Annotated in this window: 8 protein-coding genes and 1 pseudogene; 7 read left to right on the top strand and 2 right to left on the bottom strand. The window is 76.0% G+C overall.

The genetic code is table 11. The annotated features are described in order from the left end of the window. Positions 1–234: 234 nt before the first annotated feature. The 7 genes from HCN56_RS17570 (at position 235) to HCN56_RS27445 (ending at position 11,333) form a co-directional block, all read left to right on the top strand. Positions 235–2,361, top strand: a complete 2,127-nt coding sequence (locus tag HCN56_RS17570; RefSeq protein WP_167972256.1) for an MMPL family transporter — start codon at positions 235–237, stop codon at positions 2,359–2,361. 431 nt (positions 2,362–2,792) lie between these two features. Then, on the top strand, positions 2,793–4,652 hold the full coding sequence (locus HCN56_RS17565; RefSeq protein ID WP_167972254.1) for a KUP/HAK/KT family potassium transporter: 1,860 nt from the start codon (positions 2,793–2,795) through the stop codon (positions 4,650–4,652). Between the two features lie 64 nt (positions 4,653–4,716). Continuing rightward, positions 4,717–5,661, top strand: a complete 945-nt coding sequence (locus HCN56_RS17560) for an RNA polymerase sigma-70 factor (protein WP_167972252.1) — start codon at positions 4,717–4,719, stop codon at positions 5,659–5,661. A 127-nt stretch (positions 5,662–5,788) separates the two neighbouring features. Continuing rightward, entirely contained in the window at positions 5,789–7,048 is a 1,260-nt protein-coding gene (locus HCN56_RS17555) for an NAD(P)/FAD-dependent oxidoreductase (protein WP_167972250.1), read from the top strand. 236 nt (positions 7,049–7,284) lie between these two features. Beyond that, complete coding sequence (locus HCN56_RS17550) at positions 7,285–7,839, top strand: hypothetical protein (protein ID WP_167972248.1); 555 nt, start codon at positions 7,285–7,287, stop codon at positions 7,837–7,839. A gap of 164 nt (positions 7,840–8,003) precedes the next feature. Next, the gene (locus HCN56_RS17545; protein ID WP_167972246.1) at positions 8,004–10,673 is read left to right on the top strand and encodes a tetratricopeptide repeat protein; all 2,670 of its coding nucleotides are present in this window, start codon (positions 8,004–8,006) and stop codon (positions 10,671–10,673) included. 327 nt (positions 10,674–11,000) lie between these two features. Further along, on the top strand, positions 11,001–11,333 hold the full coding sequence (locus HCN56_RS27445) for a TrmO family methyltransferase domain-containing protein (RefSeq protein WP_167972244.1): 333 nt from the start codon (positions 11,001–11,003) through the stop codon (positions 11,331–11,333). 261 nt (positions 11,334–11,594) lie between these two features. Here HCN56_RS27445 and HCN56_RS17535 read toward each other — a convergent pair whose 3' ends face one another. Then, on the bottom strand, positions 11,595–12,557 hold the full coding sequence (locus HCN56_RS17535; protein WP_167972242.1) for a pirin family protein: 963 nt from the start codon (positions 12,555–12,557) through the stop codon (positions 11,595–11,597). Positions 12,558–12,583: 26 nt separating this feature from the next. Next, positions 12,584–13,451, bottom strand: a pseudogene (locus HCN56_RS17530) (transcriptional regulator); the annotation flags it as partial.

Below are 13,451 nucleotides of genomic sequence, written 5' to 3'. Positions count from 1 at the left end.
GCCCGGCGGGCGGGACGGCCCGCTCCGCCGGGGCTTCCGGAACTCCGGGACGCGCCACGCGGCGCCGCTCGGCCCAACCGGCGGGGCGCGTTCGGGGTGGTGACGCCCGGTCGCGGGGCGTGTCGCGGCGCCCGGGAGGGGTGCCGTGGTCTGCTGTCGCGGCGCTGTTTCGGAACCGCCCGCGCGCTGCCCGTTTCGGGGCGCCGCCGGGCCGCGACGTGTACGGAGGACGCGGTGACCACTCTGGCCCGCTGGGTGGTGCGGCACCGCTGGTGGGTGCTGGCCGGCTGGGTGCTGCTGACCGTCCTGGGGTCGGTCGCCGCCCCGAGGGCGACCTCCGCACTCGGCTACGACTTCTCCCTCCCGGGCCGCAGCGCCTCCGAGACCGACGAGGAGCTGCTGCGGCTCTTCGGCTCCGGCGGGGAGTCGGCACCGGTCCTGCTGGTGGTCGACGGCGGCGGCGAGCCGGTGCCGCAGGAGGCGTCCGCCGAGGTCGAGGCGGCCGTCGCGGCGACCGGGGACCGGGTGGGCGGCCGCGTCGTCGGCTTCGGCGACCAGCCCGCGCTGCGCGCGGACGACGGCCGGCTCGGCGTCGTGCTGGTGTACCCGACACCGGTGCCGGGCGAGCAGGCGTACGCGGCGGCGCTCCCCGCGCTGCAGCAGGCCGCCGACACCGCCGCCGACCGCACCGGGCTGACCGTGACCGTCACCGGCCAGGACGCCCTGGTGGACGACAGCGGCAGCGGCGGCGGAGGCGCGCTGGCGGAGACGGTGCTGGGTGCGGCCGGCGCGCTGATCGTCCTCACCGTGGTCTTCGGCTCGTTCCTGGCGCTCACCCCGCTGCTGGTGGCCGCCGCCTCGATCCTCACCACCTTCCTGCTGCTGTGGGGGCTGACGGCGCTCACCGACGTGTCGTTCATCGTGCAGTACCTGCTGGCCCTCATCGGGCTGGGCGTCGCCATCGACTACGCGCTGCTGATCGTGACGCGCTGGCGGGAGGAGCGGGGCAACGGGCTGACCAACGAGGAGGCCGTCACCCGGGCCCTGGCGACCGCGGGCCGGTCGGTGGTCTTCTCGGGGGTGACGGTCGCCGTCAGCCTGGCGGCGCTCATCGCGCTGCCGGTGCCGTTCCTGCGCAGCGTCGGGTTCACCGGGCTGCTGATCCCCGTGGTGAGCGTCGTCGCCGCGGTCACGCTGCTGCCCGCGCTGCTGACGGTGGCCGGGCCGAAGCTGTCGTGGCCGCACCGCCGCCGCGCCTCCCCGGACAGCCGGCTCTGGCACGGCGTCGCCACCGCGGTGGTGCGGCACCGCTGGATCGCTGCCCTGCTCAGCGCCGCCGTCCTGCTCGCCCTGGCCTCGCCCGTGCTCGGGCTGCGGCTCGGCCAGCCCAGCAACGACTCGCTGGTCTCGGCGGGTGGACCGGCCGCCGACGCGCTGGAGCAGGTGGAACGGTCCGGCATCGGGGACGGCGTCACCGCCCCGGTGGAGATCCTCACCGACGACCCGGCCGGCGCGCTGCGTGCCGCGACCGGGGTCGAGGGCGTCGCCGGCGGCGTGGCCCCGGCGGAGTGGCGGGCGGACGGGCTGTGGGCGGTCGACGTCTGGACGGCGGCGGACCCCGCCTCCGGCGACGGCGAGCAGGTCGTCTCCGAGGTCCGGGACGTGCTGGAGGCCCGGGGCGACCGGGTCGGCGGCATCGGCCCGCAGAACGCGGACTTCGTGGACGCGGTCTACGGCAACGCCTGGTGGATCGCGATCATGATCGTGGTGGTGACGTACCTGCTGCTGGCGCGGGCGCTGCGGTCGGTACTGCTGCCGTTGAAGGCGCTGGTGCTCAACGTGCTGTCGATCGGCGCCGCCTACGGAGTGACGGTGCTGATCTGGCAGTACGGCGTCGGGACGGAGCTGCTCTTCGGTCAGACCGCCTCGGACTCGCTGACGGTGTGGGTGCCGGTCGCGGTCTTCGCCTTCCTCTTCGGCCTCTCGATGGACTACGAGGTGTTCCTGCTCTCCCGCATCAGGGAGGAGCACGAGGCGGGGCGGGACACCGACACCGCCGTGGTGCACGGCGTCGCGCGGACGGGCCGGCTCATCACCTCGGCCGCGCTCATCCTCTTCCTCGCCTTCGTCGCGCTGTCGCGGGCGCCGGGGACGGACGTGAAGATCCTCGCCACGGGGCTGGCGCTGGGCATCCTCATCGACGCGACCGTGGTGCGCGGGGTGCTGGCGCCGGCGCTGGTCGCCGCGATGGGGCGAGCCAACTGGTGGTGGCCGTTCGGCAACCGGCGCCCTGCCCCTGCCAGGACCGGCGGCACGGACACCGGCAGCGGCGCGGGGACCGGCAGCGGGACCGGCGCCTGACGGCGGGTCGGGGCGGCGCCCCGCACCGAACGGGCGCCCCGACCCACCGCGGGCCCGAACGGCGGCAGTCGGGCACGATCGGGGGGCCGGTCGGTCGACCCCCGGAGCGGCGCCCCGACCTCACCGGCCGCGCCATGGTGCCGGCGGCGCCCGTCCGCCGACTCCGCCTCGCGGCGCCGCGCGCACGCTGCCTCACGCCTCGCCCGCCCCGTCCGCCCCGTTCGCCCTGTTCGCCTGGCCGCGTCCCCGCCCACTTGTTCCGCCCGTCTCCTCGGGCGCCCCGGACGGCCCTGCCACCCGCCGAGCCGACCGGCGCGCCCGAAAGATCGGAAATACGCTGATCCCGTGAGGCTCGTCGCACCGCTCGAAACCCCGGCAGCCGCCGCCACCCCGTCGCCCCACCGGGCGCTCCCCGGTGGTCGTCGCCAGTGGTGAGCCGCACGCGCGCCGCGGGCCCGGCCGCCGTGGTCGGCGCCCTCGGGGTCGTCTTCGGCGACATCGGCACCAGCCCGCTCTACGCCCTGGAGGCGGTACTGCGGTCGGCGCCCGAGGAGTCCCGCGCGGTGGTCTACGGCGCGACGTCGACCGTCATCTGGCTGATGGTGTGCGTGGTCGGGGTGCTCTACGTGCGGCTGCTGCTGCGGGAGGACAACCACGGCGACGGCGGGCTGCTGGCGCTGCTGACCCTGGTGCGGCGGGACCGCCGCACCTCCGCCCGCACCCGCGTCACGCTGACCGTCCTCGGCATGGTGGGGGCCGCCGCGTTCCTCGGCGACAGCCTGATCACCCCCGGCATCTCGGTGCTGTCGGCGGTGGAGGGGCTGGAGCTGGCGGCGCCCGCCCTCTCCCGGTTCGTCGTCCCGCTGGCGGTGGCCGTGCTGGTCGCGCTGTTCCTCGTGCAGCGGCGCGGCACCCAGGCCATCGGACGCTGGTTCGGCCCGGTGATGATCTGCTGGTTCGCGCTCAGCGCGGGGGTGGGACTGGCCGCGATCCTGCGGCACCCCGAGGCGCTGCTCGCGCTCTCGCCCCACTGGGCGGTGCTCTACTTCGCGCAGCACCCGCACGCCGCCTTCATCTCCCTGGGCGCGGCGGTGCTCGCGGTGACCGGCGCCGAGGCGCTCTACGCCGACATGGGGCACTTCGGGCGCCGGGCGGTGACGCGCGCGTGGCTGCTGGTGGTCATGCCGGCGCTGCTGCTCACCTACCTGGGCCAGGCGGCCGTCCTCGCGCGGGGCCCGGTCACCGGTTCCGCCTTCTACGCCCTGGTGCCGTCCTGGCTGGCGCTGCCGGCGGTGGCGGTGGCGACGGCGGCCACCGTCATCGCCTCGCAAGCGGTCATCTCCGGGACGTTCACCGTGGTGCACCAGGCAGGACGCCTGCGGCTGCTGCCGCCGGCCCACGGCAGGCTGCGCGGGCCGGGGGTCTACCTGCCGGTCGTCAACTGGCTGCTGCTCCCCGGCGTGATCCTGCTGGTCGTCGGGTTCGGCAGCTCCGCGGCGCTCGCCTCGGCCTACGGCCTGGCGGTGACCGTCACCATCACCGTCACCTCGCTGCTGCTGGTGGTGCGGTTGGCCCGGGAACGGCGGCGGGGCGCGCTGCTGGTCGCCGTCGCCGTGCTGTGCCTGGTGCTCGCGGTGCTCGCCGCCAACCTTCCGAAGATCCGCACCGGGGGCTGGCTGCCGCTGCTGGTCACCGCGGGCCTGGCGACCGTGATGTACGCCTGGTGGACCGGGCGCGCACGGGTGCGGGCCGCCACCCGGGAGCTGGCCCTGCCGATCGGGGCCGTCGCACCACAGGTCCGCGCGCGCGGCGGGGAGCTGGTCCGCCCCGACGGCACCGCCGTCTTCCTCGGCCACGACCACGAGCGCGCGCCGCTGGCGGTACGGATGCAGCTGGAGAACGAACGCAGCCTCCACCGGAAGGTGGTGATCCTCTGCGGCCGCACCATGGACCGGCCGGCCGCCGGCACCGACAGCACCCCGGTGGTCGACGCCGCCGGCGCCGACGTCGGGGTGTGGGTGGTGCGCGTCAGCATCGGCTACGACGACGTGTTCCGCCCCCGGGAGGTACTGGCGGCCGCCGCCGCGGTCGAGCCCGGCCTGCCGGACGACGCGGACGCCGCGTACGTGCTCTCCGAGGCCCGGGTGGCGCCGGCCTCGCAGGGTGTCGCCTCCCGGGCGCGCTGGCGCGTCTACCGGCTGCTGGACCGGTTCACCTCCCACCCTGCCGACCTGCTGGACGTGCCGGACGCGACGACGATGATCGTCGGCCGCCGCATCCGCGTCCGGTGAACCGGCCCGACCGCGGCCACCCGCCCGCACCACCCGGCCCGGCGCCGGGGCTAGTATCCGGCCCATGCCGCTGACCGGGACGCAGCTGGACCGCTTCGAGGCCGCGATGCCGCGGCTGCACGCCATCGCCTACCGGATGCTCGGATCGGCCGGCGACGCGGAGGACGCGGTGCAGGACACCTTCCTGCGCTGGCAGGCCGCCGACATCGACGCGATCGAGGTCCCGGAGGCGTGGCTGACGACGGTGCTGACCAACCTCTGCCGCAACCACCTCACCTCCGCCCGCGTCCGCCGCGAGGCGTACGTGGGCCAGTGGCTGCCCGAACCGCTGCTCGCCGGCGACCCGATGCTGGGACCCGCCGAGACCGCCGAGCAGCGCGAGTCGCTCTCCTACGCGGTCCTCGCCCTCATGGAACGCCTCTCCCCCGACGAGCGCGCGGTCTACGTGCTCCGCGAGGCCTTCGACCACTCGCACCGGGAGATCGCGGGCGTCCTCGGCGTCTCCGAGAGCGCGAGCCAGCAGCTGCTGCACCGGGCCCGCAAGCGCATCGCGGCGGGCAGGCCCCGCGCCGAGGTCGAGCCGGCAACCGCCCGCGCGGTGGTCGAGGAGTTCATGGCGGCGACCGCCGACGGCAGCACCGAGCGGCTCCTGCGGCTGCTCACCGACGACGCGTTCTCCGTCGGCGACGGCGGCGGGCGGGTCCCGGCGCGCACCGCGCCGTTCGCGGGAGCGGCCGCGGTCGCCCGGTTCGTGCGCGGCCTCTTCACGCCCGGCAAGGCCAAGCGCGACCTGGTCGGCGGCACCGCCGAGGTCCACCTGGCCGAGGCCAACGGCTCCCCCGCCGTCGTCGTGGCGGTCGACGGCCGGGTCGTGGGCGTCATGTGCCCGGAGGTCACCGCGGACGGCATCACCGCCCTCCGCAACCAGGTCAACCCCGAGAAGCTGCGCCGCGCGACCCGGCAATGGGCCCGCTCCGAACGCGGCGAGCCCCTCTTCCGCGCCTTCTGACCCCGGCGCCCCACGCCGCGCAGCCACCGCACGGGGGGCGAGTGAGCCAGCTCACACCGCATGCCTGTCAGGAATCGCCCGGCCGCCCGGTTCAAGGGGCGAAGCCGCGCGAGACAGGAGCCATGCCATGCAGCACCGCCACACCCTGCAGCACCGCATCGTCGTCATCGGGGCCGGGTACGCCGGAGCAGCCGCCGCGGGGCGGCTCGCCCGGCGCCTCCGCCCGGGCGACGCCTCCCTCACCCTCGTCAACGCCGAACCCGACTTCGTCGAGCGGGTCCGGCTGCACCAGCTCGCCGCCGGGCAGGAGCTCGCACCCCGGCCGCTGCACGCCATGTTCGCGGGCACGGGTGTGGCGTTGCGCCACGCCCGGGTCACCGCCGTGGACGTGGAGCGCCGCACGGTCTCCCTCACCGCCGCACGCACCGCGGCCCGCGGCGGTGACACGGCGACACCCCCTCCGAAGGAGGAACTGGAGTACGACACCCTGGTCTACGCCCTGGGCAGCACCTGGCACACCCACGGCGTCCCGGGCGCCGAGCAGCACGCGCACGACGTCGCGGGGCGTGCCGGGGCGCTCCGCCTGCGGGCGCGGCTCGCCGCCCTCGGCCCCGGGGCGGCGGTGGTCGTGGTCGGTGGCGGCCTGACGGGTGTGGAGGCCGCCGCCGAGATCGCCGAGTCGCGTCCCGACCTCGACGTGTCGCTCGTGGCCCGCGGCCCGCTGGGCGACTGGCTGTCGCCGAAGGGCGGCGACCACCTGCGCCGGGTCTTCGCCCGGCTCGGGGTGACCGTGCACGAGCGGACCGACGTCACCGCGGTCGCCTCGGACCACCTCCGTACAGCGGACGGCCGCAGCCTCCCCGCCGCGGCGACCGTGTGGACCACCGGCTTCGCGGTCCACCCGCTGGCGCGCGACACCGCGCTGACCGACGACCCGGCCGGCCGGATCGTCGTCGACGCGGCGATGCGCTCGGTCTCCCACCCGGACGTCCACGCCGTCGGGGACGCCGCCCTCGTGGCCGGCCCGGGCGGCGCACCACTGCGCATGTCGTGCGCCTCCGGCATCCCCACCGCCTGGCAGGCCGCCGACTCCATCGCCGCCGCGCTGACCGGCACGCGGGCCGGGACGGCGCCGCTGCGGTACGTCAACCAGTGCGTCTCGCTCGGCCGGGGCGACGGGCTGATCCAGTACGTCACCGCCGACGACCGGGCCAAGCGGTCGGCCCTCACCGGACGGACAGCGGCGCTCTACAAGGAGCTGGTCTGCCGGGGCGCCGCCTGGAGCGTCGCCCACCCCACCCTGGGCCTGCCGGTCCGCCGCCGCGCCCTCGCCCCGCGGCCGGCGCGGCCGGACCGCCCCGGCACGACGGCCGACACCCGCCGCTGACCGGACGGCGAGGGGGCGGCGGGAGGCGCCGTCCCGCCCGTCCTGCCGCCCCCGGGCCCGGAGCGACGCCAGGGACGGACGGGGACGGCGTATCCACCTCGAACGCGTCGGCGAGCGGGCATACTTCCGGAGCAGGGTGGGGTGCCGGCTCCCGGAGGACATACCGAGGAGCCGGTGTTCCGATGCAGTCGGCCGCCGTGCACCAGGGCGTGTGCACCGATCGTGGGGTGGGAATCATGGACGTCGACGTCAGCAGTGTGCCGGGCTACCTGTACTGGTGGGCGCTGAGGAGGGCGAAGGCCGGCGGGCGCGCCGCCACGGGTGTGGTGGACACCGCCCTGGAGGCCGCGGCGGCGAGGCTGGCGGCGGTGGTCCGGCAGCGGCTCGGTGCGCACGACGCCCTGGAGGGCGTGGAGGAGGAGGCCGCGGTCGCCGCTGCTGCCGACACCGAGGGTGCCGAACCCGCGGAGCTGTCGGACGACACCCGGGGTGCGCTGGTGTACGCCGTGAAACGCGCCACGAGCAAGGACCCGGACTTCGCAGCCCGCCTCGCGGACGCCCTCGCGGCGGTCGAGCAGGCCGGCCCCGGCGACCCGGCGGGCGGTGGGGTGTCGTCCCTCGGCGGCGGGACGACGGCGGGCCGGGACGTCTCGGTGAGCGCCGGCGGCGCCGGGGCGGTCGCCGTCGGCGGCAACGCCGGTGACATCAGCCTCGGCCAACCGGCTGCCACACCCCCGGCCGACGCCGGGCAGGCCCCGGGCCCTTCCGCGCCGGGACCGCAGGCGAGCTGACGCGGACCCCGGCGACCGGCGCACCCAGCTCGTCCGCCGACGCGTCCGTCACCGCTGCGGGCGCCGGCTCGATCGCCGCGGGGGCGGTACGGGACATCTACGCCCACAGCCACGTCACGCACCACCATCACGCGGCCCCGGCACCGGCCGAGGTCCGGTGGCCGGTGCTGGTGGGGCAGCCCCCGCAACGGGCCTCCGCGTTCCAGCAACGGCAGCCGGTGCTGCGGCAGGTCGCCGCTGCCCGCGCCGCTGCCCGAAGCGGAGGGGTGGTTCTCACCGGCGGCGGCGGGTACGGCACGTCCCAGCTCGCGGCCTTCCACGCCCGTGAGGCACTCGCGGAGGGCACCGACCTCGTCGTGTGGGCGCGCGCCGCGGAGGAGCAGGCACTCGTCACCACCTTCGCCGCCGCCGCTGCGGCGGTGCGGGCCCCGGGCGCCACCGGCGAGAACCCGGTGGGTGACGCCCGGACTCTGCTGACGTGGCTCGCCACGACCGACCGGAGCTGGCTGGTCGTCCTCGACGGCGTCACCGACCCGGCAACCGCGCAGCGGTGGTGGCCGTACGGCCGTGCGGGCTGGGCGATGGCCACCACGCGGCTGCGGGACGAGCCGCGGCTGAGCGCGGGCAGCCGCGCGGTGGTGGCCGTGGACGTCTACACGGCGGAGGAGGCCACCGCGTTCCTCCACGAGCGGCTCACCGTCTCGTGCCGCCCCGAACTCTTCGACCGGCGCGGCGCCGACCGGGTCGCGGAGCTGATCGCGAGGTCGCCGCTGGCCCTGGGGTTCGCCGCGGCCCACATCGTCCAGGAGGGCATCACCTGCACCGCGTACGCGCGGCGTCTCGCACGTGGCCCGCTGCGGGAGGTGCTGTCCGGCGGGTCGGACGCCGAGGGGTACGGCCGTGGGGTGTCCGCCGCGGTGCTGCTCAACCTCGCCGCCGCCGTCGCCGCCGGGCCGCAGGGCGTCGTCGAACCCGTCCTTCGCCTGGCAGCCCTGCTCGACCCCGACGGGCACCCCCTCGGGCTCTGGGCCACTCGTCCGATCCTCGGGCTCCTTCGCGGCCTGCGTCCCGACACCGGCGAAGCGGTGACCGAGACCGACGTGCTCCAGGCGCTGTCCGTTCTCCACCGGTACGGCGTGCTCACCCGCAACCGCGCCGACGGGGCGCGTGCGGTGCGCATCCACGCCCTCACCGCGCGCGCCGCCCGCGAAGCCACTCCCCCGCGGTTGCAGGCCGCCCTGGCGTCGGCGGCCGCCGATGCCCTGCTCGCCGTCTGGCCGGAGGTCGACCAGCCCCACCACGACCTCGCGACCGCCCTGCGTTCCAGCACCGCCGCCCTCCACGGCCACGCGCAGGCCCAGCTCTGGACCGCCGAGCGCGGCGGGCACCCACTGCTGTTCCGTGCCGGCAACAGCCTGATGCACGCCGGACTGTTCGGTCCGGCGGCCGAGTACTGGCAGGAACTCCACGACGTCGCCACCCAACGGGTCGGCGCCGGCCACCGGACCGCCGTGCTCGCCCGCGGAAACCTCGCAGCGGCCCGGCGGGAGGCCGGCCGAGCGGGCGATGCCATCCCGCTCGAGGAGCGGGTGCTGGCCGACCGCGAACGCCTCCTGGGCACCGACCATCCCGACACCCTCCTCGCCCGCGGCAACCTCGCGCTCTCCTACCGGACGGCCGGTCGCTCCGAGCAGGCCGTCGCGCTGGAGGAGCGGGTGCTGGCCGACCGCGAACGCCTCCTGGGCACCGACCATCCCGACACCCTCCTCGCCCGCGGCAACCTCGCCGTCTCCTACCAGGAGGCCGGTCGCACCCAGGAGGCCACCGGGCTCGCGAGCCGCGTCGCAGTGGGACGGGAACGGCTGCTCGGCGCCGACCATCCCCACACCCTTCTCGCCCGCCACAACCTCGCCCTCTCCTACCGCGCCGCGGGGCGGACCGACGAGGCCGCGGGGCTGCTGCGCCGGGTCCTGAGCCACAGCCGACGCGTCCTCGGCGACGACCACCCCCAGACCCTCCTCACCCTCGGAAGCCTGGCCCTGGCCTACAGCGAGACCGGCCGCGCCGAGGAGGCCGTCGTGCTGGGAGAGCAGGTGGCAGCCGAACAGGAACGGCTGCTCGGCACGGACCACCCCGACACCCTCCTCGCACGCCACAACCTCGCCGCCGCCTACCGCGCCACGGGCCGGGCCCACGACGGCGCGGCGCTGCTGCGCCGGGTCCTGAGCGACAGCCGACGCGTCCTCGGCGACGACCACCCCCAGACCCTCCTCACCCTCGGAAGCCTGGCCCGCTCGCACTGGTCCGACGGTCGCATCGAGGAAGCCGTCGTGCTGGAGGAACAACTGCTGCGGGGCCGGGAAAGGACCCTGGGACCCGACCACCCCGCCACGCTCACCGCGTGCCACGACCTCGCGAGGTCCTATGCCGAGCTGGGGCGGGCCGAGGACGCGATCGCCCTGGAGGAACGCGCGCTGGAGGGCCGGGCACGCGTCCTGGGCCCCGATCACCCGCACACCCTCCTCACGCGCGCCAACCTCGCCCACTCCCACTGGTCCGCCGGCCGGGTCGAGGAAGCGATCGTGCTGGAGGAGCACGTGGCGGGCGCGCGGGAACGCACGCTCGGCACCGACCACCCCGACACGCTCACCGCGCGCGTCAACCTCGCCCACTCCTACCGCGACCTCGGCCGCTCCCGGGAGGCCGTGACCCTGCTGGGTCATGTTCTCCGGGCCAGGGAACGCGTCCTCGGCGCCGAACACCCCCGTACGCGGGACGTGCGGGAGACGCTCGGGCAGTGGACGGCCGAAAGGGACCGCGGCCCGCAGGACTGACCGGGCCCCCGACACCGCCGAACCGCCCGCCACCCGACGGAAGCCGGAACCACACCCGTCGGTGTGAGCGCCCCGGGCAGGGCCCCGGGGCTGGCGGAGGAGAGGAAGGTCCGCCGAACTGGACCGCAGAGCGGGCAGTTACCTCCGGCAGTCGACCTGACCGGCCCCCAGCAGAACGCGGGTCGGGAACGCGGAGATCACCATGCCGCCGCTCGCCCACGTGGTGGGAGCCGAGCCGAGCCGACGGCTGCTGGGGCGCGGGCGGCAGCCGAGCGATCATCCGTACCGACGCCCACCAGTTCGGCGAGGGCTCCGTCGTCGGGCTGGATGACGTCTCGCACATCGAGGTGGTCTTCCGCCTCCACCTCACCGACTTCGGATCTGCATGCGGCGCCCCGTAGGCCGCGCAACAACCCCGATCGGCCCGCGGGAGGGATGTTCGCCCATCGCACCATGCGCCGACGGACGTGGATCGGCGTCTCCCGGTGCCGCCTTCTCGAGATCGGCGGACTCGACCGTCAACTGAGTGAACGCGACGCGGTCGACGGAACGCCTGGGCTTGACTCCAAGCCCCGGTTCCCCGACCCGGCCGCGAGTGCCGAACGTTCTCCGGGACCGTCAGCAGCAGCACGCTGCAACCGATGCCGTCGCGGCGCGTGACGGTCGGCGTAAGGGTGGCCGACGAGGGCACAGCCGGCACCGGGCCGCCCGCGTGGGAGGACTCGACGGCTGGGCAGCGAAGTCAGCATGCAGTCAGCACTGATACTGCCAGGGGCTGCCACACCTGCCAGAGACTGAACCGAAGGCCGCCCGGGAGAGCGCGGCGCCTCCGCACGTCCCGGGGCCGGCCTGTTCCGCTCACCGCGACGCACCGCACCGAAGGCCGGCCGCCAACCCACCCCGACTCGCTGTCGTGCCAGGTCAGCGCTGGCGGCCCCGGGCCTTCAGGTGGACCGGGGGCAGGTCGGGGGCGGTGAGCGGGTCGCCGTCGTAGCCGGTCACGGAACCGAAGCGGCGACCCGCCTCCCAGTCCGCCCGCGCGGTCGCGACCTCCTCGTGGGACCGCCCCACGAAGTTCCACCACATCACCAGCTGCTCGTCGAAGGGCAATCCGCCGAGCAGCATCACCTTGGCGTCGGTGTCCGCCCGCAGCGGCAGGTCGCGGCGGCCGTGGCCCAGGTAGAGCAGCGAACCGGGCTCGACGCGGACACCGTCCACGGTGCAGGCCCCGGCCATCGACAGCACGGCGTACTCGAAGTCCTCGACCAGCGGGAGCCGGGTCTCCGCCCCCTCGGCGAGCGCGAGGTCGACACCCGCCAGCGGTGTGTGCACGGTGCCGGGGGACGCGGCGCGGTCGAACTCCCCCAGGAAGACGGTGCCGCTCACCCCGCCGCCGCCCGCGAAGGTCGGCAGCTCCCGGTGGTGCTCGAACGCCGGGGCGGTGTCCTTGTGCTCCTGCGGCAGGGCCACCCACAACTGGGCGCCGTGCAGCAGCCGGGCGTGGTCGCGGGGCGACTCCTCCGAGTGGGAGATGCCCCGGCCCGAGGTCATCAGCGCCAGTTCGCGGGGGCGGACGGTGCTCAGGCTGCCGAGGCTGTCGCGGTGCAGCACCTCGCCGTCGTGCAGCCAGCTGACGGTCTGCAGCCCGATGTGGGGGTGGGGCGGCACCTGCATCCCGGGCTCGCCGGCGATGTCGTCCGGGCCGTAGTGGTCGACGAAGATCCAGGCCCCGACCATGCGTCTGCCGAGGCTGGGCAGCAGCCGCCGCACCACAGTGGACTCCCCGAGGGGGGTCAGCCGCCCCGGCAGCAGGTCGCGGGTGGGGCCGGGGTGCGGCTCGCCACCGCAGTCGGCGGGGGCGGGCCGCGCGTCGAGGTTGCTCATGGCACGAGCATGCCCCAACCCGCCTCTCACGGCACCAACGGGGTCCAGCCGGCGCCGTCGTGGACGAACCGCGGGTTGCCCTCGATCCCGCTGGTGCGGAACGGCTGCCCGTCGCGGTCCAGCCGGACCGTGCCGCGCTCGGTGCCGCTGCTCCACTCGGCCTCCAGGTACCAGGCGCAGTCGCAGTCCTCGGCCGCCGCCTCGACCCGCACCGCCAGCGGCTCCTCGTCGCTCACCTGGAACGGCAGCCTCGGGGCCGGCAGCGCCTCGCCGCTCTCGCCGTCGAACCCCTCGGTCGGCCGGGCGCGGGGCGCGGTCTCGTCGAGGTCGACGCGGAACGCCGCGAGTGACAGGGCTCCGCCGCACCCCATGCCGGTGGCGTAGACGGGGCCGTCCAACGGGTCGGACCGGTCGACGACGCGGACGTGCAGCGCCTCCACCACGACCGGGCCGCCGCCGTTGGTCCGCAGGGTGGCCTCCACGACGCTGGCACCGCCGTGGACGGCATCGTTGTCGGTCACCCAGCGCTCCGCGTCCTGGGCCACCGGGGGCGCGGGAACCACCGCCGGTTCGCGGTCCACCAGGTAGGTGTGCCCGCAGCCCTGCGGCCAGACGTCCGGCCGGACGGTCCAGTCGAGCGGCACCGCGTCGGGTCGCTCCGCCGCCGGTGGCCCACTCTCCCCGTCCGCTCCCCCATCCGCGCCCCCGGATTCGGACTCGGCGTCGGGGTCGGCCGCCGGGCCGGGGTCGGCACCGGAGCCGTCGTCCCGCCAGGGCGCCGACACGGCGGCCCCTGCCACCGCCGCCGCCAGCAGTGCGCCGGCGACCGCCGGCCGCAGCCGGGCGTGGTCGCGGGGCGACTCCTCCGAGTGGGAGATGCCCCGGCCCGAGGTC

It is taken from the genome of Streptomyces lonarensis, assembly GCF_012033735.1.
Classification (GTDB): Bacteria; Actinomycetota; Actinomycetes; order Streptomycetales; family Streptomycetaceae; genus Streptomyces; species Streptomyces lonarensis.
This window is presented reverse-complemented; position numbering and strand designations above follow the sequence as displayed.

What these genes read in the sequence shown, in the direction of transcription:
- HCN56_RS17560 (WP_167972252.1), top strand. Translation starts at nt 4,717, where the DNA reads ATGCCGCTGACCGGGACGCAGCTGGACCGCTTCGAGGCCGCGATGCCG.
- HCN56_RS17555 (WP_167972250.1), top strand. Translation starts at nt 5,789, where the DNA reads ATGCAGCACCGCCACACCCTGCAGCACCGCATCGTCGTCATCGGGGCC.
- HCN56_RS17550 (WP_167972248.1), top strand. Translation starts at nt 7,285, where the DNA reads ATGGACGTCGACGTCAGCAGTGTGCCGGGCTACCTGTACTGGTGGGCG.
- HCN56_RS27445 (WP_167972244.1), top strand. Translation starts at nt 11,001, where the DNA reads ATGACGTCTCGCACATCGAGGTGGTCTTCCGCCTCCACCTCACCGACT.
- HCN56_RS17535 (WP_167972242.1), bottom strand. Translation starts at nt 12,557, where the DNA reads ATGAGCAACCTCGACGCGCGGCCCGCCCCCGCCGACTGCGGTGGCGAG.